Annotated in this window: 18 protein-coding genes; 13 read left to right on the top strand and 5 right to left on the bottom strand. The window is 35.6% G+C overall.

Annotation, left to right across the window (positions count from 1 at the left end):
- The first annotated feature begins 19 nt into the window (after positions 1–19).
- The 4 genes from DI487_RS06085 to DI487_RS06070 all read left to right on the top strand — a co-directional run bounded on the left by DI487_RS06085 (position 20) and on the right by DI487_RS06070 (position 8,746).
- Positions 20–3,175: a UvrD-helicase domain-containing protein gene (locus DI487_RS06085; protein WP_109568836.1), complete on the top strand. Its 3,156-nt coding sequence runs from the start codon at positions 20–22 to the stop codon at positions 3,173–3,175.
- Between the two features lie 25 nt (positions 3,176–3,200).
- Positions 3,201–4,397, top strand: a complete 1,197-nt coding sequence (gene kbl / locus DI487_RS06080; RefSeq protein WP_109568835.1) for a glycine C-acetyltransferase — start codon at positions 3,201–3,203, stop codon at positions 4,395–4,397.
- A 100-nt stretch (positions 4,398–4,497) separates the two neighbouring features.
- A complete protein-coding gene (locus tag DI487_RS06075; protein WP_109568834.1) occupies positions 4,498–5,901 on the top strand; it encodes an OmpA family protein in 1,404 nt (467 codons plus the stop codon).
- A 76-nt stretch (positions 5,902–5,977) separates the two neighbouring features.
- Positions 5,978–8,746, top strand: coding sequence for a PD-(D/E)XK nuclease family protein (locus DI487_RS06070; protein WP_109568833.1), 2,769 nt, complete (start codon positions 5,978–5,980; stop codon positions 8,744–8,746).
- Here DI487_RS06070 and DI487_RS06065 read toward each other — a convergent pair.
- Positions 8,743–9,531, bottom strand: a complete 789-nt coding sequence (locus tag DI487_RS06065) for an alpha/beta fold hydrolase (protein WP_109570623.1) — start codon at positions 9,529–9,531, stop codon at positions 8,743–8,745. The genes DI487_RS06070 and DI487_RS06065 overlap by 4 nt on opposite strands.
- Positions 9,532–9,716: 185 nt before the next feature.
- Between DI487_RS06065 and DI487_RS06060 the strand changes: the two genes are divergently transcribed.
- Entirely contained in the window at positions 9,717–10,682 is a 966-nt protein-coding gene (locus DI487_RS06060) for a helix-turn-helix transcriptional regulator (RefSeq protein WP_109568832.1), read from the top strand.
- A gap of 30 nt (positions 10,683–10,712) precedes the next feature.
- On the opposite strand, the gene DI487_RS06055 is transcribed toward DI487_RS06060, so the two are convergent.
- On the bottom strand, positions 10,713–11,198 hold the full coding sequence (locus DI487_RS06055; RefSeq protein WP_109568831.1) for a DinB family protein: 486 nt from the start codon (positions 11,196–11,198) through the stop codon (positions 10,713–10,715).
- Between the two features lie 114 nt (positions 11,199–11,312).
- On the bottom strand, positions 11,313–12,605 hold the full coding sequence (locus DI487_RS06050; RefSeq protein WP_109568830.1) for an aminopeptidase P family protein: 1,293 nt from the start codon (positions 12,603–12,605) through the stop codon (positions 11,313–11,315).
- A 290-nt stretch (positions 12,606–12,895) separates the two neighbouring features.
- Between DI487_RS06050 and DI487_RS06045 the strand changes: the two genes are divergently transcribed.
- The 4 genes from DI487_RS06045 (at position 12,896) to DI487_RS06030 (ending at position 17,450) form a co-directional block, all read left to right on the top strand.
- Positions 12,896–13,774, top strand: coding sequence for a succinate dehydrogenase cytochrome b subunit (locus tag DI487_RS06045; RefSeq protein ID WP_109568829.1), 879 nt, complete (start codon positions 12,896–12,898; stop codon positions 13,772–13,774).
- A gap of 15 nt (positions 13,775–13,789) precedes the next feature.
- Positions 13,790–15,799: a fumarate reductase/succinate dehydrogenase flavoprotein subunit gene (locus tag DI487_RS06040; protein WP_109568828.1), complete on the top strand. Its 2,010-nt coding sequence runs from the start codon at positions 13,790–13,792 to the stop codon at positions 15,797–15,799.
- Between the two features lie 7 nt (positions 15,800–15,806).
- A complete protein-coding gene (locus DI487_RS06035) occupies positions 15,807–16,565 on the top strand; it encodes a succinate dehydrogenase/fumarate reductase iron-sulfur subunit (RefSeq protein ID WP_254005778.1) in 759 nt (252 codons plus the stop codon).
- Between the two features lie 111 nt (positions 16,566–16,676).
- Positions 16,677–17,450, top strand: coding sequence for a nitrilase family protein (locus DI487_RS06030; protein WP_109568826.1), 774 nt, complete (start codon positions 16,677–16,679; stop codon positions 17,448–17,450).
- A gap of 40 nt (positions 17,451–17,490) precedes the next feature.
- Here the strand turns inward: DI487_RS06030 and DI487_RS06025 are convergent, their stop codons facing one another.
- Both DI487_RS06025 and DI487_RS06020 read right to left on the bottom strand, forming a co-directional pair.
- Positions 17,491–19,092, bottom strand: a complete 1,602-nt coding sequence (locus DI487_RS06025; RefSeq protein ID WP_109568825.1) for an Ig-like domain-containing protein — start codon at positions 19,090–19,092, stop codon at positions 17,491–17,493.
- A 67-nt stretch (positions 19,093–19,159) separates the two neighbouring features.
- Positions 19,160–19,846 (bottom strand): ComF family protein, encoded by a 687-nt coding sequence (locus tag DI487_RS06020; protein ID WP_109568824.1) that lies wholly within the window; start codon positions 19,844–19,846, stop codon positions 19,160–19,162.
- A 62-nt stretch (positions 19,847–19,908) separates the two neighbouring features.
- Here DI487_RS06020 and DI487_RS06015 point away from each other — a divergent pair, with 62 nt between their 5' ends.
- The 4 genes from DI487_RS06015 (at position 19,909) to DI487_RS06000 (ending at position 24,504) form a co-directional block, all read left to right on the top strand.
- On the top strand, positions 19,909–20,718 hold the full coding sequence (locus DI487_RS06015) for a hypothetical protein (RefSeq protein ID WP_109568823.1): 810 nt from the start codon (positions 19,909–19,911) through the stop codon (positions 20,716–20,718).
- 59 nt (positions 20,719–20,777) lie between these two features.
- Positions 20,778–22,322: a glycine--tRNA ligase gene (locus DI487_RS06010; RefSeq protein WP_109568822.1), complete on the top strand. Its 1,545-nt coding sequence runs from the start codon at positions 20,778–20,780 to the stop codon at positions 22,320–22,322.
- Positions 22,323–22,446: 124 nt separating this feature from the next.
- The gene (locus tag DI487_RS06005; RefSeq protein WP_109568821.1) at positions 22,447–23,031 is read left to right on the top strand and encodes a YceI family protein; all 585 of its coding nucleotides are present in this window, start codon (positions 22,447–22,449) and stop codon (positions 23,029–23,031) included.
- A gap of 153 nt (positions 23,032–23,184) precedes the next feature.
- Complete coding sequence (locus DI487_RS06000; protein ID WP_109568820.1) at positions 23,185–24,504, top strand: TolC family protein; 1,320 nt, start codon at positions 23,185–23,187, stop codon at positions 24,502–24,504.
- The last annotated feature ends 3 nt before the right edge of the window (positions 24,505–24,507 follow it).

The following is a 24,507-nucleotide window of genomic DNA, read 5'->3' as shown; positions in this document are numbered from 1 at the left end:
TTAAGATAAATATAACAATTTGAAACAAGCCGCTTTTACAATTTACGATGCTTCAGCAGGTTCCGGGAAAACGTATACACTCACGAGAGAATATTTAAAAATTTTGTTTCGGGCGCAAACTCCTGATGTTTACAAAAGAATTCTGGCTATTACTTTCACAAACAAGGCTGTTGAGGAAATGAAGAATCGAATTGTAAATAGTTTGTATGAATTCTCAAAAGGCGATACTGCAGAAAAATATGAGCCGCTTTTAAAGGATATTTCTGTTGAAACCGGTTTGTCAATTGCAACGATAAAAGAAAAAGCGAAGGAAATTATCACGCATATTATCCATAATTATACAGCTTTTGGAATTTCTACTATTGATAAGTTTACACATAAGGTCATTCGTTCTTTTGCGCAAGATCTTAACTTGCCGTCCAATTTTGAAATTGCTTTAGATACAGATACGCTGTTACAGGAAGCGGTAGATGTAGTTATTGCCAAAGTAGGAGAAGATGAGACAATTACTCAGTTCTTGCTTGAGTTTACGAAAGCGAAAACAGATGATGATAAGAATTGGGATGTTTCACGCGAACTTTTTGAGGTTGCTAAATTATTGGTAAACGAAAATAATGCAGCAGAAATAGCTGCTTTTGAAGATAAGAATTTCGGTGATTTTAGTGATATAAAGAAAGTCTTGAAAATAAAAGTTCAGGAACTTACGGAAAGCACTATGGAATTAGGAAAAGCAATAAAAAATCTTATTGCTGATAAGGGAATTGATATTAACTCTTTTCAAGTTTATTTTATAAGACATCTCGATAATATTCAGGAAAATGAACTTAAACCGACACAGAAGAAATACTGGGAGCCAGAAGATATTAAGGTGAAAGCCAAAGCCAAAGATGCGGATAGTATTGAACACTGGAAGCCCGAGATATTGAAAAAGCTGGCTCAGGTTTATGCTAACTATGGGAAAATAGCTTTTTATGAAGCCTTTTTGCAAAATATCAATCCGCTTTCATTGCTTAATATTATTCATTTGGAGTATAAAAAAATACAGGAAGAGCAAAATGTATTGTCGATCTCTGATTTTAATAAAATCATTTCAAATGAAATTCAGGATCAGCCGGCGCCTTTTATTTATGAAAAACTGGGAGATAAGTATCGACATTTTTTTATTGATGAATTTCAGGATACTTCCGTGTTGCAGTGGCATAATTTAATTCCCTTGATTGATAATGCTTTGGCTTCTGAAGAAAATGGTGTGCAGGGCTCTTTGATGATCGTGGGCGATCCCAAACAAGCCATTTACCGTTGGCGGGGCGGAAAAGCAGAACAGTTTATAGCTTTGAGTAAAGATCAAAATCCGTTTTCTAATAAATCAAAACAAGTGGAAAGGCTCAAGGTCAATTACAGAAGTTATGACGAGGTAGTTGACTTTAACAATGCGTTTTTCGCTTTTTTGTCCGGGAAGTTTGAAAATGAAGATTATATAAATTTATATAAAGAATTTTCATTTCAGGAAAAGAACGACAAACCGGGAGGTTGTGTTTCGGTTTCTTTTATTGATATTCCGGATACAGAGAATGCTGAAACTTTTGATGATGATTCAGACTATTCTGTAAAGGAAAAGATTTATCTGGATAAGACGAAAGAAATCATCGAAAATGTGAGACAAAACGGATTTGACTATAAGGACATCACGTTGCTTACGAGAAGAAAGTCTGAAGGGGTATTGCTGGCCAATTATTTGACCGAAAGCGGAATTCCGATCCTTTCCTCAGAGACTTTATTGATTCAAAATGCAACGGAAGTAAAATTACTCATTGCTTTGCTTCGGTATTTGAATAACAGTAAAGATGAAGAATCAAAAGTTTTTCTGCTATACTATGTGGCTAAATACAAACAAACGGAATTGCCGGTACATGATTTTATTGTGAAACTGAAAGGGTTGACCGAAAAAGAAATCGAACTGGAGCTTCAAAAAGCAGGGGTTCAGGTGTCATTTGCTCATTGTAGAAAAAAATCCTTGTATGAAGCCGTAGAATTATTAGTGACAGCTTTTATACAGCCAAAAGCGAATACGTCTTATGTGCAGTATTTTTTAGACTTGGTTTTAGAGCGTGACAGTAAAACACAATCCGGTATTGCAGATTTTCTGGAGTATTGGGATAAAACCGGATTTCAGAAAAGTATTCCTTCTCCGGAAGAAAGTGATGCCGTTCGCATCATGACTATTCATAAATCAAAAGGATTAGAATTTCCGGTGGTCATTTACCCGTTTGCTGAAGAAAATTTCAGTAGAAGAATTAAAGACAAGCTTTGGATTGATTTTGATGAAGAAGATCAAATCGATTTTCCGAAAGCTTTGGTGAATCAAAAAAGTGAGGTCGAGACTTATGGTCAAAAAGCAAAAGAAATTTATCAGGAAAGAAGTCAGGAGGAGATTTTAGATGCAATTAATGTACTTTATGTGGCACTTACAAGAGCCGAAGAACAGTTGCATATTGTGTCAAATTATTTAGTGAATAAAAGTGGACTGCCTAATAATTTATCATCCTATTTTATAGAGTTTTTACAGCTGTATAAAGGATTTGGGGAAGAAAAAAGAACAATTACTTTCGGTAGTCCTGAAAGAATTTCTTCTGTTTATCAAGCAAGGGGAACGCAAGGAAAGATTGAAGTTGTGTCTGAAAAATTACCTTTTCAGAATATCAGGATCGCTCAGAGAGAAGCTCTGATGTGGGGGAGTAATCAGCAAAAAGCTATTGATTTCGGAAACGTATTGCATGAAATTTTATCCTATATCCACAAAAAAGATGATCTTGAAATGGCCTTGGAGCAGGCAAAAGAAAACGGCTTGATTACAATGGGACAACAAAAAGAAGTAAAAGAAGTATTGGTACAAATAGTAACACATCCTGAACTTCACGAGTTCTTTAATTCCGAAGGCGAAATTTACAATGAACGAACGATTATCGATCAGCAATTAGGGAATATAAAACCGGACAGAGTAGTCGTTGAGGAAAGGAAAGCCTATTTGTTGGATTATAAAACAGGAGATAAAAAAGAAGAGCATATCCGGCAAGTATTGAGTTATACATCTGCTTTAGAAAAAATGGGTTTTAGTGTGGTAAAAAAAGTTTTGGTCTACACAATAGGAGATCAGGTAGAAGTTGTAATTTTGTAAACAACAAAAAACTAAACTAAATAAAATGTACGGAAAAATTAAACAACACTTACAAAATGAGATTGAGACCATAAAAGAGAACGGTCTATATAAAAAAGAAAGAATCATTACTTCGCCGCAAGGAGCAGAAATTACCATTTCAACGGGAGAGACTGTTTTGAATTTTTGTGCTAATAATTATTTAGGACTTTCATCACATCCGGAGGTAATTCAGGCAGCAAAAGACACGATGGATTCACACGGTTTCGGAATGTCATCTGTTCGTTTTATTTGCGGAACTCAGGATATTCATAAAGAATTGGAACAAAAGATCGCTGATTTCTACGGGACTGAAGATACAATTTTATATGCAGCGGCTTTTGATGCTAATGGTGGCGTGTTCGAACCGTTATTAGGGGAAGAAGATGCTATTATCTCAGATAGTTTAAATCACGCTTCTATTATCGACGGTGTTCGCTTGTGTAAAGCGGCTCGTTACAGATATGAAAATAATAATATGGCAGATCTGGAGCAGCAATTAATTAAAGCCAATGCTGAAGGTCGTCGATTCAAATTGATTGTAACAGACGGGGTCTTTTCTATGGACGGCTTAGTAGCGCCTTTGGACAAGATCTGTGATTTGGCAGAACAATATGGTGCCATGGTAATGGTTGATGAATGTCATGCAGCCGGATTTATAGGTGCTACAGGTAAAGGTACTTTAGAAGCTAAGGGTGTGATGGGAAGAGTTGATATTATCACGGGAACACTCGGGAAAGCGCTTGGAGGAGCAATGGGAGGATATACTACAGCCAAAAAGGAAATCATAGAGATCTTACGCCAGCGGTCACGTCCGTATTTGTTTTCTAATTCGCTGGCACCAAGTATTGTCGGAGCTTCTTTGAAAGTTTTCGAATTATTAGAAAAAGACACTTCATTACGCGATAAGTTAGAGTGGAACACTAATTATTTTAAACAAGGAATGAAAGCAGCCGGATTTGATATTATAGACGGAGATTCTGCTATTGTCCCGGTTATGTTGTACGATGCTAAATTATCGCAAACAATGGCTGATGAATTGCTTAAAAAAGGAGTATATGTGATTGGTTTCTTCTATCCGGTTGTTCCTAAAGATAAGGCGAGAATCAGGGTGCAATTATCGGCAGCACATGAGAAAGAACATTTAGATAGAGCTATTCAGGCCTTTACAGAAGTTGGTAAGTTGTTAAATATCATAGGATAAGAAATTTTAATATTTACTTTTTTTAACAAAGTTTTTTGTAATTAAAAAAAAATATTACTTTTGTTCTAATTATAACGCATTGTAATTAAAATAGTAAAGTATGAAACATTTAAACAAATTATTTGCTGCTGCTTTTATGTTTGCAGGTTTAGCTACTCAAGCACAGGACAGCAACAACCCATGGGCAGTATCATTTGGTGTTAACGCTGTTGATACTAAAATTAGTGCTGAAGGAAACGATAGTCCGAAATTTGTGCAATTAGTAAACGCAAAAAGTAACTGGAACATCTTGCCATCAGTTTCTTACTTAAACGTATCCAGATACGTTGGAGATGGTTTTTCAGTAGGGTTAACAGGATCTGTTAACAAAATTGACAAATGGATCGACAGAGTTCCTGGTACTGAATCTACAGATTTAGTTTACAACCCAGGTGATTTATCATATTATGGTATCGATGCAGCTGTTAAATACAGCTTTATGGATTTAATCGGTACAAAATGGTTAGACCCATCATTACAAGTTGGTGGAGGTTACCAATTCGTTGGTGATGCTTCTGCAGGTACTGTAAACGGAGGTGTTGGTTTAACTTTCTGGTTCACAGAACAAGTAGGTTTACAATTACAAACTACTTACAAACACTCATTTGATGATAATAGAGTGCCGGATTTAGATGTTCCTACTCACTTCCAACATTTTGCAGGTCTTACTTTCAAATTCGGAGGTAAAGATACAGACGGTGACGGTATCTATGATAAAGATGATGCTTGTCCGGAAGAAGCTGGTTTAAAAGAATTCAACGGATGTCCTGATACAGACGGTGACGGAATTGCTGATAAAGATGATTCTTGTCCGGATGTAGCTGGTTTAAAAGAATTCAACGGATGTCCTGATACAGACGGTGACGGAATCATTGATTCAGAAGACGCTTGTCCGGATGTAGCGGGTTCTAAAATCATGAAAGGTTGTCCGGATGCTGACGGTGACGGAGTAGCTGATAAAGATGATAACTGTCCTAACGTTAAAGGTCCTAAAGAAAACGCTGGTTGTCCTTGGCCTGATACAGACGGTGACGGAGTAGCTGATAAAGATGATCAATGTCCTACAGTTGCTGGTACAGTTGCTAACCACGGATGCCCTGAAGTTTCTGATGAAGCTATCAAAAAATTAAACGAGTATGCTAAAACTATCTTGTTTAACTCTGGTAAATCTTCATTCCAAAAACAAACGTATCCGGTTTTACAAGCTATTACAGCTATCTTAAAAGAGTATCCTTCTGCTAAATTCTCTATCGAAGGACATACTGATAGCCAAGGTTCAGATGCATTAAACCAAAAATTATCTGAAGAAAGAGCTTCTGCTGTTGAAACTTATTTAGTAGAAAACGGTATCGATGACTCAAGATTAACTTCTGTTGGTTTTGGTGAAACTAAACCAATCGATACAAATAAAACTGCTAAAGGTAGAGCTAACAACCGTAGAGTTGAAGTTAAATTAGTAAAATAATTTCTACCGGAAATAGTTTAAAAAAATAGATAAAGAAAACGTCCCTAAAATCGGGACGTTTTTTTATTTTTATAATATGATGGCAAAAACCTTTCTACAAACACTTTCCGGTAAGATATTAGCTAACTATGAAGATGATTTGAGCAGAGCGGTTATCGTTTTGCCTAATAAGAGAGCTCGTGTTTTTTTATTGGATATTCTCAGGAAAGAATGGTCAGAAACCAACTTTGCACCAAAGATTGCCAGTATAGAAGAGCTTATTCAGGAAATATCAGGCATTAGAAGTGTAGATAGTATTGAACTTTTGTTTGAGTTTTATGATGTTTACCTTTCAATGACAGAGAAAGAAGATCAGCAGTCTTTTGATGTGTTTTCAGGTTGGGCAAAAATAGCAATTCAGGACTTTAATGAAATCGACCGTTATTTAATAGAGCCGACTTACATATTTTCTTATTTGAGTGATATTGAAGCTTTAAAACGGTGGAAACTTGAACACAACGATACTACAGAGCTGATCGATAAGCATCTGGCTTTCTGGAAAAAATTACCTCAGTATTACGAACAGTTGTATAAACATCTTAAAGAAAGGGGAGTTGGTTACCAGGGATTAATTTACAGAGAAGCAGTTCGTAAATTACCTGCTTTTTCTTCAGAAAAAGCTAATTATGTTTTTGCAGGGTTCAATGCCTTGAATGCTTCAGAAGAAAAGATCATACTGCATTTCATAACAAATGGTTTAGGTAAGGTTTATTGGGATATCGATAATTATTTTCTGGAAAATGTACATCATGATGCCGGCTTGTTTATCCGACGTTTTAAGAAGAACTGGAAACCTTATTTAGCGTCAGATTCTTTTGATTGGGCCTTTAATCATTTTTCAGAGGAAAAGAATATTAAGATAATCGGTACTCCAAAATCAGTTGGTCAGGCCAGAATTGCAGGAAAGCTGGTGAGTGATTTGACAGAAGATGGACATACTTTAGATAAAACAGCATTGGTTCTGGGTGACGAGAACTTATTACTTCCGGTTTTAAATAGTTTGCCGAAAAAGGTTGATAGCCTTAACATCACTATGGGTTATCCCAGTAAGAATAATCCGGTGCAACTTCTTATTGTGAAGATCATTAAACTTCATGTAAATGCACTGACACGCAATGAGCAGCATTACACGTTGTATTATAAAGAAGTATTAGAAGTTCTGAATCATCCCTTTATAGAACCATTCGGTAATTTTCACGAACTGGTACAAATTATTAATTTCAATAACTTCACTTTTTTCTCCTTAGAAACGCTTTTCCGTTTAAAGAATGAAGTTGCATTTGTAAATGAAGCTCTTTTCACAACATTATTCTCTCGTTGGGATGGTATGAGCGTCATTCAAATTCTGGAATCACTTAAGGGGATCACAATTATGCTTCGCGACTTTCTTAGGTCAGAAGGAGAGGATGAGAAAGTTTCGCAGGCTTTCGTATATAGCGTTTATAAGATGCTTAATAAGATGATTGTTTATCAGGAAAAATATGAAAAAATGATCTCCGTAAAAGACATTCAGGCAACGTATAAACAGATTGTGGATCTGGCAGAGGTGTCTTTTGAAGGGGAGCCCTTGACCGGTTTGCAGGTAATGGGTGTTCTGGAAAGCAGGGTTTTAGATTTTGAAAATGTAATCATAACTTCTGTTAACGAAGGGAAGTTTCCTTCAGGAAAGAGTCAGCAGTCATTCATTCCTTATGATGTAAAGCAAGAGATCGGTTTGCCAACCTATAAAGAAAAGGATGCTATCTATAGTTACCATTTTTATCATTTGCTATTTCGGGCAAAAAATATTTTTCTTTTGTATAATACGGATAGTGAAGGGATCGACGCAGGAGAAAAAAGTAGGTTTATTACTCAGTTGGAGATTGAAAAACTCCCTAAGCATCACATGCAACATCTGATCTATAATGCTGTTCTGCCTGATAAACCGTATGAAAAAATTCGAATTGAAAAATCAGAGCTTGCCTTAGATCGCTTACAGGAAATTGCAACAGGAAAAGGATTTTCACCTTCTTCTTTAACGGCTTATATCAGAAATCCGATCCGGTTTTATTTTCAGAGAGTCTTAGGAATCAGGGAATCGGATGAAGTAGAAGAGAATATTGCTGTTAATACACTGGGAACTATAGTTCATGAAAGTTTGGAACAATTGTATCAGCCATTCGTAGGAGATTTTTTATCGCTTCAAAGTATTGCGTTAATGACAAGCCAACTTGATGATGTGGTTTTGCAAAAGTTTAAAGAAGTTTATAAAGAAGGTGAGATCAAAAAAGGTAAAAATTTTTTAGCTTTTGAGGTAGCTAAACGAAATGTATACAATTTTTTGCAGTTAGAAAAGAATAGGATAGAATCCGGTGAAGCAATTAAGATCTTAATGTTGGAAACAGAATTAAGAGGAGAATTAGAACATGCTCGATTGCCTTATACAGTAAAGATCTCCGGAAAAGTAGACAGAATAGAGCTATGTGACGGAAAATTGCGCATTGTGGATTATAAAACCGGAAAAGTAGAAGCAAGAAATTTAAGGATCAAGTCTTTTGAGGGCATGACAGAAGATTTAAAAAATGAAAAATCCATTCAGTTGCTTTGTTATGCATTAATGTATGTTCAACAATTCGGGTTTCCGAAAGAGGAGATTGAAGCCGGAATTATTTCATTTAAGAATCTCAAAGGAGGATTTATGCCTTTCGCATACGATAAGGAAACCTATATTACTCCGGAAATAGTAGAGCTTTTTAAAGAAGAATTAGCATTTTTAATAGCACAAATCTTAAATCCTGATTTAGCTTTTGAAGAGCAATGGGTTTAGTTGAAACAAGTTTTTAAAAAAGAAAGAATCTCATGAGTAGTTTCCTTTTTGTTCTCTAAGTGGCTCATGTGTCCTCCATGCAATGAAACAACCTTGGTGTTTGTGCCTTCTGCTTGTTTAAGACTTTCTTCATAATTTAGAACAGGGTCATTGTTTCCTAAAATGAGAAGTTTAGGAAAATCAGACTGGTGAAGAATAAATTCCCGGTCTTTACGGTTTTTTATCCCTTCCTGGGTAGCGATGATGCCTTGAAGCGGAGTGTTGATAGCATCTTTTTTCACTTGTTCTATTTCTGCTTGCATAGTGGTTTGGTTTTCCTCGCTGAATAAGTTGGTAATCGCCATATTAATTGCAGCTATATGGTTTTTTTTGAAAACTTTAATAGCCCGGTCTCTGTTTTTCTTTTTTATTTCCGAATCCTCCTTTGAAGTCGAATTCAGAAGAACGATACCTTTTACGGCTTCGGGATATAATTCGGCAATAGCTAAAGCAGCATATCCGCCCATAGAGTGACCTATAAAAACGGCTTCTTTAATTCCTGATTCCAGTAGTACGTGAAAAACAACATCTGCCATGTCTTCCATAGCGTGTACATAACCCAGTGAGTCAGATTGACCATGACCTAAAAGGTCAATGTTAATAACACGATATTGTTCTTTTAAAAGCGGCTCTAAATGACGCCACATTTTTTGATTTTCTAAAAAGCCATGAAGAAGAACTACGGCATTTCCGGAGCCTTTATCACTATATGCTATAGAAGCATTTTTGTAATGTGTTTTTTTCAAAAGAATCAATTTTTTGCAAAAGTAAGGATTAGAAAGCAATAGTGAAGTGTTTATAGATCAAGAAAAAGTATTAGTACAGAAAGAAAGTTTAGAAGAATGAAAGAAGTGATAAGAAGTAATAGATTGTAATTATTTATGCTTAGGAATCCGAAGCAAATGGTTATTTTTGAGAAAACGAATTAGTTATGTTTGATGATTCTCCGAAGCGGTTTGACCGGATTGTTGCCCTACTCATACAATTGCAATCAAAAAGAGTTGTAAAAGCACAAGAACTGGCAGATCGTTTTGAGGTAAGCTTACGAACAATCTACAGAGATATTCGCTCTTTGGAGGCTTCCGGAGTTCCGATCTATGGAGAACCGGGTGTCGGTTATTCATTGGTAGAAGGGTATCGATTGCCTCCGGTAATGTTTACCCGTGAAGAAGCCGGTAGTTTTATTGCGGCTGAAAAATTGATGCAGACATTCATTGATAAAGAATTAGGAGCACATTACACTTCTGCTATGTTTAAGATCAAATCTGTTTTGAGAAATTCTGATAAGGATTGGTTGTCGGCCATTGAGTCAAAAGTTATTGTTCAGAGAACCGGAAGTAAGTTGTTTAATGATGCTGTGCCGGAAGCAATGGCTGTTCTTTTTGAAAGCATTGCTGATAAAACACAAGTGAAATTACAATATCAGTCATTTGAGGCTGAAGAGGTGTCGGAAAGAACTATCGAGCCGGTTGGGATCTTTCACGATAATAATAACTGGTATGTGTTCGGTTTCTGTCATCTGAGAAAGGATTATCGTCAATTTCGGGCAGACAGGATTCAAGGTATCAAAATAACAAAGTTTCCGTTTGTAAAAGAACACGGAGCTTTAGAAATGTACCTGAACAAAGAAAAAGAATATCCTACTACAAAAGTGGTGCTTTTAGTAGATAAAAAGATTTCCAAATATCTTGAAAATGAGAAAAAATACCATGGTTTTATTTCTCAGAAAAATGTAGAGGATAAGATAGAGATGACTTTTTTAAGTCGTGACGTTGAAAACGGTTTCTCAAGATGGTTGTTGATGTTTATGGATTTTGCCGTTATAGTCGAGCCACAAAGGTTAAAAGAACGGGTGTTGGAATTGTTGGAAACTTATAAAACAGGCTTGTTAAAATAAACCCCGAAAATGCTTCGGGGTCATACTTTATTATAATTCTCTTTCCCAAAAAAGAGGAGGTGTTTGTCCAAGTGCTCTTAAATAAACGTAGGCTTGCCCTCTGTGATGAATTTCGTTATCAATGAAGTATAAGATGTTTTCAATGATCGGGAACTCATATTGCCCGAAAAGATTGAATGTTTTTTCAAAATCTTCAATGGAAAGTTTACTCCAATACTGGTTGATCTCCTCTGTAGCTTCATCCCATTTTTGTAAATATTGTGCTTTTGTGGTTAATGATGCGTTTTGTCCTTCTTGATACGGTTGCTCGTCTCTGTTTACGATCCCTTTTAATGCGGGAGCGGCAATAGCTAAAAGTTCGGAAATCAATTGAGAAAAAGGACGCATCCCTCCGATAGAGAAATCAAAGAAATCTTTTTCGGGAAAGACCTCAATAACACGACGGGTTAGGGTACGGTGACCTTGCCAGTGTTTTAACAGGTGTTCAGGGCTGATTACTTGTGCATTAGTGTTCATTTTGTTTGTTTTTTTATGTTTATGAAACAAAATTAAAAACACAATGTGACAACAGTTTGTCAGTAGCTTTTTCTGATTATAAAAAAATCGGTTCTATAAGAACCGATTTTTATTTTATGAATTCATTAAGCTTTCAATTTCGTCAGCTTCAATAGGGATGTTTTTCATCAGATTAAATGGTTCGCCCGAAGGTTGGATAACAACATCATCTTCAATTCGAATACCGAAACCTTCTTCAGGAATATAAATTCCCGGTTCAACGGTAAATACCATGTTGGCCTCCATTGGTAGATGTAACAAACCATAGTCATGCGTGTCTAATCCCATGTGGTGTGAGGTTCCGTGCATGAAATACTTTTTGTAAGCCGGCCAGTCCGGATTTTCATTTTGAACATCGGCTTTGTCTAAAAGCCCTAACCCTAATAGCTCAGAAGTCATGATTTTACCTACTTCAATATGGTATTGTTTCCAAAGTGTACCCGGAACCAACATTTTAGTGGCTTCATTCTTAACTCTCAGAACAGCATTGTAAACCGCTTTTTGACGCTCTGTGAATTTTCCTGAAACCGGTATGGTTCGAGTCATATCGCTTGAATAATTAGCATATTCTGCTCCTACATCCAGTAACAATAAATCTCCTGCTTTACATTCTTTATTGTTTTCAATATAATGTAGAACATTTGCACTATCACCACTTGCAATAATAGGAGTATAGGCAAAACCTTTAGAGCGGTTGCGTAAAAACTCATGGGCAAACTCTGCTTCAATTTCATATTCCATCACTCCCGGTTTTACAAAGTTCAGGATTCTTCTGAACCCTTTTTCAGTAATGTTGCAGGCAGTCTGAATAAGTTCTAATTCCTGAGGTTCTTTAATTGAACGTAGTTTTTGTAAAATAGGATTTGATTTTTCAACTTTATGTGCCGGATAAATTTCTTTGAACCACTTAATAAAACGATCTTCCCGAGTTTGAGTGTCTACTGAGGCACGGTAATGTTCATTCGTATTTAGGTATATAGTATCGGCGTAACTCATGACCTCTTTTAAGGTTTTGTGAAAATCTTGAAGCCAGATAACGGTTTTAATACCTGAAACCTCAAAAGCTCTTTCTTTAGTTAATTTTTCGCCTTCCCAAACAGCAATATGTTCATTGGTTTCCCGTAAGAATAAAATTTCTTTCAGGTGTTCGTAAGGAGCATCAGGAAACAATAAAAGAATACTTTCTTCTTGATCAACACCACTCAAATAGAAAATATCGCGATGTTGGGCAAAAGGTAAAGTGCTGTCAGCACTTACAGGGTAAATATCGTTAGAGTTAAAAACAGCGACACTGTTAGGTTTCATCTGTGCCGTGAATTTTTGACGATTTTTGACGAATAATTCACGGTCTATAGCATGATATTTCATAGTAATATAAGTATAGATTTTTAATGTATCAAAGGTAAAAAGATAATTATGGAATTGTTGTTAATTGAATCAAAAAAATAAAAACGAAAGCCTTTTATGTATATTAAAATAGCAAAAAAAACGAATTTTAATTCTTTTTATATAATGGTTTGTGTTTGTATTTTATTGTTAATCAATATGTTAAAATTCATTTTATATTCATTATAAATTAACTCGAAAAGGTTGTAGTTAATTTCAAATAAGCGTATTTTTGTTTGATTTTTATAAAACTATTACAATCAAATAAAATTATGGCAAAATCAGCGCTCTTAAAGTCATCTATTGCAAAGAAATACTGGATGGCTCTTACAGGTTTATTTTTATGCTTGTTTTTGGCGGGTCACTTGGCAGGTAATTTACAATTGTTGTTACCTAATGCAAGCGAAAAATTTAATGCATACGCATTATTTATGACTACCAATCCGGCAGTAAAAATTTTATCGTATTTAACGTATATTTCAATTATATTCCACGCGGTAGATGGAATATTATTAACGTTCCAGAACAAAGCGGCTCGTCCGGTTCGTTACGTTAAGACAAATCCGGCTGCTAACAGCGGTTTTGCTTCTCGTAACATGGCAATCTTGGGAACGGTAATTTTGGTTTTCATCGTAACTCACATGGTGAATTTTTGGGCAAGAATGCATTTCGACAAAAATATGCCATTAATGAAAACTACTATTTCTGTTAAAGGACAACAACCGAAAGAGTTTTATGTTGGTACAGCAGAAGGACAATACTATATGGTAGATCAGGTAGCTTTGGCAGGAGAAGTTAAAGATACAACTGCTAATAGAATGATGCCTCCTAAGCAATTAAAAATTGTTAACGGAACTGAAGTTCATAATGCAGCAGCTAATGTTAAGGTTGGAAATGTCTATAAAGATTTACATAAGATAACAGTAGACTTCTTCAGAGATCCTAAAGTTGGATTGTTAGCTACTTTAGGATATGTAATTGCTATGTTAGCGCTTGCTTTCCATTTATGGCATGGTTTCCAAAGTGCTTTCCAATCATTAGGGATAAATAATAAATTCACGCCAACAATCAAGTTTGTCGGTAGAGCTTTTGCAATCATAGTTCCGCTATTGTTTGCTATTATTCCTTTATATATTCATTTTACAAAATAATCAACACATATTATTATGAAGTTAGATTCTAAAATACCTGAAGGACCATTAGCACAAAAATGGACTGAACATAAAAATCACTTAAAATTAGTTGCTCCTAATAACCGTCCGAAGATTGATATTATTGTTGTAGGAACAGGTTTAGCTGGTGCGTCAGCAGCAGCTTCCTTAGGAGAAATGGGATATAATGTTAAAGCATTTTGTTTTCAGGATTCTCCGAGACGTGCACACTCAATTGCGGCACAGGGAGGTATTAATGCAGCAAAAAATTATCAAAACGACGGAGATAGTACTTATCGTTTGTTTTATGATACAATTAAAGGAGGTGACTACCGTGCACGCGAGGCAAATGTTCATCGTTTAGCGGAAGTTTCCGGAAATATTATTGACCAATGTGTGGCTCAAGGTGTTCCTTTTGCTCGTGAATACGGCGGAACTTTAGACAACCGTTCATTCGGTGGTGTACAGGTAAAACGTACGTTCTATGCTGCAGGGCAAACCGGACAACAGTTGTTGTTAGGGGCTTATTCAGCTTTGTCAAGACAGATTGGTTTAGGACGTGTGAAAATGTACAACCGTCACGAAATGCTAGACTTGGTAAAAGTAGACGGGAAAGCACGTGGTATCATTGCTCGTAATTTAATTACAGGTGAAATTGAAAGACATTCGGCGCATGCTGTAGTAATTGCTTCGGGAGGTTACGGAAACGTATACTTCTTATCAACGAATGCAATGGGAAGTAATGTAACGGCTTCATGGAAAATTCATAAACAAGGAGCTCATTTTGCGAATCCGTGTTATGTACAAATCCACCCGACTTGTATTCCGGTTCACGGAACTAATCAGTCAAAATTAACTTTGATGTCTGAGTCACTTCGTAACTCAGGACGTATTTGGGTTCCTAAGAAAAAAGAAGATGCAGAAGCAATCAGAGCCGGTAAATTAAAGCCAACTCAAATTGCTGAAGAAGATAGAGATTATTACTTAGAGAGAAGATACCCTGCTTTCGGTAACTTAGTGCCTCGTGACGTAGCGTCAAGAGCAGCTAAAGAGCGTTGTGATGCCGGTTTCGGTATTGAAAACAATGCAACCGGAGAAGGTGTTTATCTGGATTTCTCTTCTGAAATTAAAAATAAAGGAAAAGAGGTAGCTTACGCTCACGGTAACCACAATCCGTCTGAAGAAGAGATCATCAAGTTAGGAAAACAATGGATCGAGGAAAAATACGGTAACTTATTCCAGATGTATCAAAAGATTACTGACGAAAACCCGTATGAAACCCCGATGAAGATCTACCCTGCCGTTCACTATACTATGGGAGGTGTTTGGGTTGATTATAACTTACAATCATCAATTCCGGGTTGTTTCGTAGCCGGTGAAGCGAACTTCTCTGACCACGGTGCTAACCGTTTAGGAGCTTCGGCTTTGATGCAAGGTTTAGCTGATGGATATTTTGTATTACCTTATACAATTTCTAATTATTTAGCTGAAGAGATTAGAACAGGTAAAATTTCAACAGACTTACCGGAGTTCCTTGAAGCTGAAAAACGTGTAAAAGATCAGATTGGAAAATTCCTGAACAACAACGGTTCCAGATCAGTAGATCACTTCCACAAAGAGTTAGGAAACATTATGTGGAATAAAGTAGGAATGGCTCGTAACGAACAAGGCTTAAAAGAAGCTATCGATCAGATTGCTAAATTACGCGAAGAGTTCCATAAAGATGTTTATGTTCCGGGATCAGCAGACGAATTGAACCCTGAATTAGAAAAGGCTTTCCGTGTTGCCGATTTCTTAGAATTAGGACAATTAATGGCAATGGATGCTTTACAGCGTAAAGAGTCTTGTGGAGGTCACTTTAGAGATGAGTACCAGGATGCAGAAGGAGAAACTCTTCGTGACGATGAGCACTTCTCATTTGTTGGAGCTTGGGAATATAAAGGAGAAGATATCAATCAAGAGCAATTACACAAAGAAGAACTTAAATATGAGTTCATCAAAATCGCAGCTAGAAATTATAAATAATTAGATTATGGCTTCAAAAAGTATCAATATAAACCTTAAAGTTTGGCGTCAAAAAAACGCTAAAGCGAATGGAGCAATGGAAACATACAAATTAGATGATGTTTCTACAGATAGTTCCTTTTTAGAAATGTTAGACCAATTGAATGAACAATTGGTTACAGAAAAAAAAGAACCGGTAGCATTTGACCACGATTGTCGTGAAGGAATTTGCGGTATGTGTTCTTTGTTCATCAACGGACGTGCTCACGGACCGGAAACCGGAATTACAACGTGTCAGTTACACATGCGTTCTTTTAAAGATGGTGATACTATTTACATCGAACCTTGGAGAAGTAAAGCTTTCCCGGTTGTTAAGGATCTAGTAGTAGATAGAAGCGCTTTTGATAGAATTCAACAAGCCGGTGGTTTCGTTTCTGTAAATACTTCAGGAAACACTATTGACGCTAACTCTATTCCGGTGCCGAAACAGGATGCTGATAAAGCTTTCGAAGCTGCTGCATGTATTGGTTGCGGAGCTTGTGTAGCTACTTGTAAAAATGGTTCTGCGATGTTGTTTGTAGGAGCAAAAGTTTCACAATATGCATTGTTGCCGCAAGGGCAAGTTGAAGCAACGGATCGTGTAATGAATATGGTGCGCCAAATGGACGAAGAAGGATTCGGTAATTGTACCAATACCGGAGCATGTGAAATTGAATGTCCGAAAGGAATTTCATTAGAGAACATTGCCCGTATGAATCGTGAGTTCTTAAAAGCGAGTACAAAATAATCGGATATCAATTGAAAGGTACCTTTCGATTGAGTAAAATAATCTAAACCTGTCAGATCTAAAACCTGACAGGTTTGTTTTTTTAAGTACATTTGTGAAAAAGGAAAAAGAATGAGAGTAGCTTTAGTGCAAACGTCTTTACATTGGGAAAATCCTATCGCTAACCGATTAACATTGGAAAGCAAGATTTTATCCTGTCCTAAAAAATTTGATCTGTTGATCTTGCCTGAAATGTTTACTTCCGGTTTTACAATGAATCCTGAGCGAGTGGCTGAAACGATGGATGGAGAAAGTATCCTATGGCTTAAAAGTCTGGCAAAATCAAAAAAAACAGCTATTACAGGGAGCTTAGTGATCGAGGAAGAAGGAAATTACTATAACCGATTGGTATTTGTTTTTCCTGACGGAGCTATTCAATACTACAATAAACGTCATTTGTTTACTTTGGCAGGTGAAGAAGAGGTATATACAAAAGGAGAAGAGAAATTGGTAGTAGAATATAAGGATTGGAAAATATGTCCGCTAATTTGTTACGACTTGCGATTTCCTGTATTTGCCCGAAATATTGAGAATTATGATCTGTTAGTATATGTTGCCAATTGGCCTAAGCCGAGAATACAGGCTTGGGATGCGCTTTTAAAAGCCAGAGCAATAGAAAACATGTGCTATGTGGCGGCAGTTAATAGGATCGGATCAGATGCAAACGGCATGCCTTATGTAGGACATTCACAAGTGATAGATGAGTTGGGTAACGAAATAGTAGCTCCTTTTGAAGAAGATGCCATAAAAGTGATCACATTAGATAAGAAGAAAGTTACGGAAAGCCGAAACAAGTTCAATTTTTTGAAGGACAAGGATGTTTTCGAAATAAAAAGAGATACCTAAATATAAAATAAAAAAGAGCCATTGGCTCTTTTTTATTATTTTAAAAATCTTGTTCAACATCCCAGTTAGCCCTTACATCGATCTCTTTTGGGTAATATTCTATCTCTTCAGCCTGGCGTTTTTCTAAAAAGTTTCCGGTGTCCCATTTTTTATTTTCGTTATCATCATAAATAACCCTAAGGGTATATTGGTTAGGTTCAATAGCATCAAATTGTAAGGTTCTTTCTCCGGTAGAAACGGCAGACTCTTTAACGGTACCATCGCTAGTCAGTATTTGTAAGATAAGAGGAAAGCGTTTAACAGATTTTAAATTAACCTTTAGGTTTCCGTAATCTGTATAGGATTTGGTTGAAATTCCCACAGCTAAAGTGTCATTTATGGTTCCGTAAAAATCCTCAAAGGCTCCGGGCAGAGCCGTTAAAGCATATTTTTGATTTTCTTTCTTCTGGAAATCAAGGATGATCTCATTTTCAAATAATCTATATTCCAGTGCAAAAGATACTTTAACAGAATCTTTATCCAGTAAAGTGATCTTTTCCTGATCGATCTTTTCTATCGGAGTAGTCGTAATTAACCGGAATTGATCCCTGAAATGCAATACTCCGGTCGGTTTAGGAGTAATAGAAAGAGAATCTTTAGTTTTTAACTCTTTGAGCTTAGTTGTAAACGATTTTTCAAAATCGCCATTGCTTACAGTAATATTAAGAGAATCGGCTTTAAGTATCGGAATGAATAGTTGAACGGAATCTTTACCGGTTTGAGGGAATTTAGTCATCCTTACCGGAACATCTTCTTCTCCGTTCTTGATCTTGATCTTGGCATTTTTCGGATCTCCTTCAAAGCCCATATAAAGTTTATTTTTTGTCTCCTGAATCGGTTTTACAGCCTTAAAAGGAGTTTCTTCTTTAAAAAGTTCCAGTTCAAAAACAGTATCGTTTGGGATAGTAATAACATTTTTTAAAAAGCCTATTTTATCGGCTTTCGGATCAAATTTATAATTGTTGTTTTTGTCTTTTAGCGCAACAATATAATACTGACCTTCTTTTAAGTTTTCTAATGAAAAGAACTTTAAACTGTCTAACGTATTGGTTACATATAAAGGTACTTCGTTATAAGCAGTGGAATCAGTATACGTTTGGGCATCATACAATTGTACGGAAACAAAATTATCCGGTTTCTGTTCAACAGCATCTTTGATTTTTCCGATTATAGCCAGCGAGTCAATATAACTTCCGGTTGAAAATACATATTTGTATTGAGAATAAGGATTTCCTTCATTATTATCAGTGATACTTTGTCCGAAGTTAAAACTATAAGTAGTATTAGGTTGTAAAGTATCTTTTATTCTGATAGAAATAAATTTACTTGCACTTCCTTGCGGTAAAATTGTAGGTTGATTTTTCATGGGAGGTGAAATGATCAACTGCTTACTGATGTCTTTTACTTTGATAAGTTCATTAAAAGTAATTCTGATTTCTTGAGCATTAAAGTTAGTTTGATAATTTTCCGGATGAGAAGAAAGAATTGCCGGTGGAATAGTGTCTTTAGGTCCTCCTGTAATAGTGCCTCTTTTGGCACAACCGGTAAAGGCTATTGTAAAACTCAGAATGCTAAATATAATGATAAAATAAACTTTCTTCATACCGTAAAAACTAATTCATCACAAAATAACAACTTATATTATTACAATGCTAAATTTTTAAAATTATTTATGATAAGGTATAAGCTATTGTAAGAATACTGATTTTTGTATTCGGAATTTCTAATAAAGCATTTCCGCAGGATTCTAAGGTTGCACCGGTCGTTAAAACATCATCAATAAGTAAATAATGTTTCCCTTCGTTTTCTTTATTGTATTGAACGGCAAAAACATTCCTTTTGTCCATCTGGCGTGATTCCTTATTCTTTTTAGTTTGCGTTTTGGAATATGTTTTTCGGTATAAAATAGTCGGATTATAATCTACTTTACAGGTTTCGGCTATAGTTTTGGCAAAAGTTTCTATTTGATTATAACCTCTTTCTTTGAGTCGTTTAGGGTGTAATGGGACCGGGACAATACAGTCTACATGGTATTTTTCAATAACTTTTCTAATGTCGCTGCTGTAAATCATGCCCAGTTCTTTTCCAATTGCGGTTTTATTGCGGTATTTGAGATTGTGGATCAATTCTTTTACGTTGTTTTTATGTGTAAAGTATAGAAAAGAACAACTGAATTCTAAAGGTAATAAACCGTAAAATTTTTTATGTATTTCATTTTGTTCCGGAGATTGATGGTGATATGTTCTGGGTAATGTATGTCGACATGCTGTACAGATAACCCTCTCGTTTTTAATTAATAACGAACCGCAACCGTAACAAATATCCGGAAAAAGCAGTTTTAACAGATTTTTTAGCATCTTGTCGATAAATATTCAGAAATATACTAAATATTTCCTTAATTTAAAGAAAAAAAGTAAGAATGGCGTTAAAAGCAGCGGTTAATTTAAAATATGTGACACTCGCGGCAAGTGTTATAGCTGTCTTTATTTCTTTTGGTTATTTGAATGTTTACCAAAAGTATCAGATGCTGAATAAAAAATCGACTATTGAAAATCAATTGCTCCAAAACCAATTGAGCGAAATGATCCGAAAATATGATTCTGTATATTATATTCTGGAGCAAGGAAATGTGATAACCGTTAATAAAGAGATTAAAAATAAGCAAGAAACGCTGAAATTAGAAATTGATAATAATGAAATCGTTGATCAGATCAACGAACTGAAAAAGAGCATTACCAGCGATGAAGACAATATTCTGGAGTTAAAAGGGAAAGTAGAGTCTAACCGGAATACGTTATTAAAATTACAGTCTTTGCGCAAAGCCAATAAAAAAACAAATCCCGGAAAATTAAACGCTTTGAATGTAAAAGCCAGAGGCGTTAAGATATTGTCCAATGTCTATAAAGATTCTAAAAGAAAAAAAATTCAGGAAATACGGGTTTGTTTTACATTAGAAGCAAATGAGTTCGTATTGCCCGGAAACAAAGATATCTACATACAGGTAATAAATCCTGAAAATGAAGTCATATCAATAGATCAGACGTATATAGAACAAAAAGGAATTGTACTGCATTATAGTGGTTATATTGAAACGTTCTATAATCAAAAAGATACAGATGTTTGTACCTATATTCCTTTAGAAAAGGCAAAGGTCAGTAAAGGAACATATAAGATCAATATCTTCAATAAATTCTTTAAAATAGGGACTACTACCTTTCAATACAATTAATTCCGTATTTTAAACAAAAAAACTTTTCTAAATTTCAATCCTATTTTTACTTTTGCAACATGGCAAAACAAGACGATTTATTTAAAAATGTAGTTTCGCATGCAAAAGAGTACGGATATATATTTCCGTCAAGCGAAATTTACGACGGTTTGAGTGCAGTATATGATTATGCTCAAAATGGTGTTGAACTAAAGAAAAATATTCGTGAATACTGGTGGAAATCCATGGTGCAAATGCATGAAAATATTGTAGGTATTGATGCTTCGATCTTCATGCACCCTACAACTTGGAAAGCTTCAGGTCACGTTGACGCTTTTAATGATCCGCTGATTGATAACAAAGACTCTAAGAAAAGATATCGTGCAGATGTTCTGATTGAAGATTATTGTGAAAAATTATATCAAAAAGCGCAGAAAGAAATCGAAAAAGCAAAGAATCGTTTTGGAGAAGCTTTTGACGAAGAGCAGTTTGTAACCACTAATCCGAGAGTATCCGGATACCTTTCTAAGAAAAAAGAAATTTTAGAAAGAATGGCTAAAGGTTTAGATTCCGGAGATTTAGCGGATGTAAAAGCTTTAATAGAAGAGTTAGAAATAGCCGATCCTGAAACCGGTTCTAAAAACTGGACAGAAGTGCGTCAGTTCAACTTAATGTTCGGTACAAAATTAGGTGCTTCTGCTGATTCAGCAATGGATCTGTATTTACGTCCGGAGACCGCTCAGGGTATTTTTGTGAACTTTTTGAATGTTCAGAAAACAGGGCGTATGAAAATTCCTTTTGGTATTGCGCAAACAGGAAAAGCATTCCGTAATGAAATTGTGGCGCGTCAGTTTATTTTCCGTATGCGTGAGTTTGAACAAATGGAAATGCAATTCTTTGTGAAACCGGGAGAAGAAATGAAATGGTACCAATATTGGAAAGAAACACGTCTGAAATGGCACCAGTCATTGGGTATGGGAGCTGAAAATTATCGTTACCACGACCATGAGAAATTAGCACACTATGCAAATGCTGCCACAGATATTGAGTTTGATTTTCCGTTTGGTTTTAAAGAGTTGGAAGGAATTCATTCCCGAACAGATTTTGATTTAAAAGCGCACGAACAATATTCCGGAAAAAAATTACAGTATTTTGATACGGAAGAAAATAAAAGTTATGTTCCATATGTGGTAGAAACATCTGTAGGTTTAGACCGTATGTTTTTAGCCGTTTTCTCTAAATCACTTCAGGAAGAAACCTTAGAAGACGGATCAACAAGAACAGTTCTTCGTTTGCCTTCAGTATTGGCACCAACAAAAGCAGCTATTTTACCATTGGTGAAAAAAGATGGTCTGCCGGAAGTGGCTAAACAAATTGTAGAAGATCTGAAATGGGATTTCAATGTGGCATACGATGAAAAAGATGCAGTAGGTCGTCGTTACCGCCGTCAGGATGCTTTAGGAACACCATTCTGTATTACAGTAGATCACCAGACTTTAGAAGATAAGACTGTAACCATTCGTCATAGAGATTCAATGGAGCAACAACGTGTTGCCATTACTGAATTGCGTGGTTTGATTAATGAAGAGGTGTCGATGCGAAATTGGTTGATGAAAATGAAATAAAAAAACAGTTCAGTTTATACCGGAAAGCCGATGATTTTATCATTGGCTTTCTTTATTAACATAGGTTAAGCATTTTGATTTTTTTTCTGCGGAAATTTGTCTTGTTAAATTAAAAAAAGAAATCATGAAAAAATTAATGACCTTAGTTATAGCTTTTACATTTGTTATAGCTGCTAATGCACAAACTAAAACACAAACGTGGAATGTTGATCCATATCACTCCTTTTTAACCTTTTCAATTAAACACTTAGGGATTTCGTTTGTTGACGGGAAATTTGACCAATATCAAGGAACATTGAAAATGACAGGAGAAGATGTTACTACTACAAACTTTGATTTTTCTATTGATGTGAATTCAATTAACACAGGAGTGGAAGCTCGTGACGGGCACTTAAAATCAGCAGATTTTTTTGATGCGGCAAAATATGATAAAATCACATTCAAACAAACATCAATTAAAAAAATTAAAAAGAACAAATACCGTTTAACAGGAGATTTAACAATCAAGAATGTAACAAAATCAGTGACATTTGAATTGGTTTACGGTGGAAAAATAGATAATGACGGTTTTGGTAATGAGAAAGTAGGTTTCCAGGCGACTACTACAATTAACCGTTTTGATTTTGGTGTAGCTTATGACCCAACCGGTCAGGCAGTAGCTAAAGAAGTTCAAATTACTGTAAATTTAGAATTTGCTAAACAAAAATAAACGAATCAATTATTGTTTATATGAAAAGCCTCGCACAAATGCGGGCTTTTTTGTCGATAGAATGGAGCAGTTGGTATATTCAGATAGCTGATTGGTCTATTTTGTTTTTTTAGGTTTTGCTTCGAAGGTAACTTTGAGTAAAAATTTAAAAGAATGAATACTGTAAAATTAATAATTGCCTTACTTTTTTCGGTCTTGACGTTCGGACAGGATGTCGCGAAAAAAGAGAAGTGGACTTTGGAGGATTGTATTCAGTATGCAAAAGAAAAGAATATAACCATACAGTCTGCTGCGTTAGACCAGAATTCTGCTGAAGTAAATTATAGTCAGTCAAAATCATCCAGATGGCCTAATTTGACAGGTAGTGCTTCTCAAAGCTTATCAAATGGTAATACTATTGACCCTATTACCAGTGATTATGTTGCACAGCAAATCCACTCAACAAGTTTAGGATTGAATACCTCAGTAACATTGTTTCAGGGAAATCAGGTGAACAACCAGATCAAACAAAACAAGTTTCAGGTAGATCAGAATTCTATGTATGTAAAAGAAGCAGAGAATAATGTTGTTTTAAGTATTGTAGAAGCTTATATGCAGGCATTGTATAGTAATGACGGTGTGACTATTGCTTTAAAAAATCTAGAATCTTCTCAAAAACAGATGGACGTTGCAAAAGCGCGTTTTGAAGCAGGAAGTGTAGCCAAAAAAGATTATACAGATGCAGTATCGCAAGTAGCAACTAATAAGTATAGCCTTATTGCTGCACAAAACACTTATGATTTGCAATTACTGACATTAAAACAATTATTAGAGTTAGAGCCAGAGGATGCTTTTGAAATTGAAACAACCATAAATAATTTAGTAGTTAACGAATTGCCGGATAAAATAGAAGTCTATACTAATGCTTTAGCTCAAATGCCTGAAATTCAGGCTTCAAAGTTAGGGATTGCTATTTCGGAAAAAGATCTGGATATTGCAAAAGGAACTTTTTTACCGACACTTACTTTGTCAGGAAGTTTAGGTTCAGGATATACCAGTACACAGAATTTGGGCTTTGCCGATCAGCTCGATTTGAACTTTAATCAAAGGGTAGGCTTGTCTTTATCTATTCCTATTTTTAATAGAAATCAAAGCAAATCACAGGTTCAGAATGCAAAGATTAGTATTGAAAAATCAAAAATTGAATACCGGACTGTACAAAAAGAATTGTATAAGAAAATAGAAACGGCATGGCAAAATGCTAAAGCTTCCTTAGAGCAGACAGAGCAAGCCATAGCAGCAAAAGAAGCCGCTCAGGAATCGTATACATTAGCTCAAAAAAAATACGAGCTAAATGCACTTAGTACATCAGATCTAGTAGTGGCGCAAAATACACTGACAAATGCAGAACAGAATTATTTTCAGGCAAAATACCTAAGTATTCTATACACACAATTATTACAGTTTTACCAAAGCAATGAAATTAAACTTTAAGAA

It is taken from the genome of Flavobacterium sediminis (assembly GCF_003148385.1).
GTDB classification, from domain to species: domain Bacteria; phylum Bacteroidota; class Bacteroidia; order Flavobacteriales; family Flavobacteriaceae; genus Flavobacterium; species Flavobacterium sediminis.
Note: the sequence above shows the minus strand (reverse complement) of the source record. Positions and strands in the feature narration are given on the sequence as shown.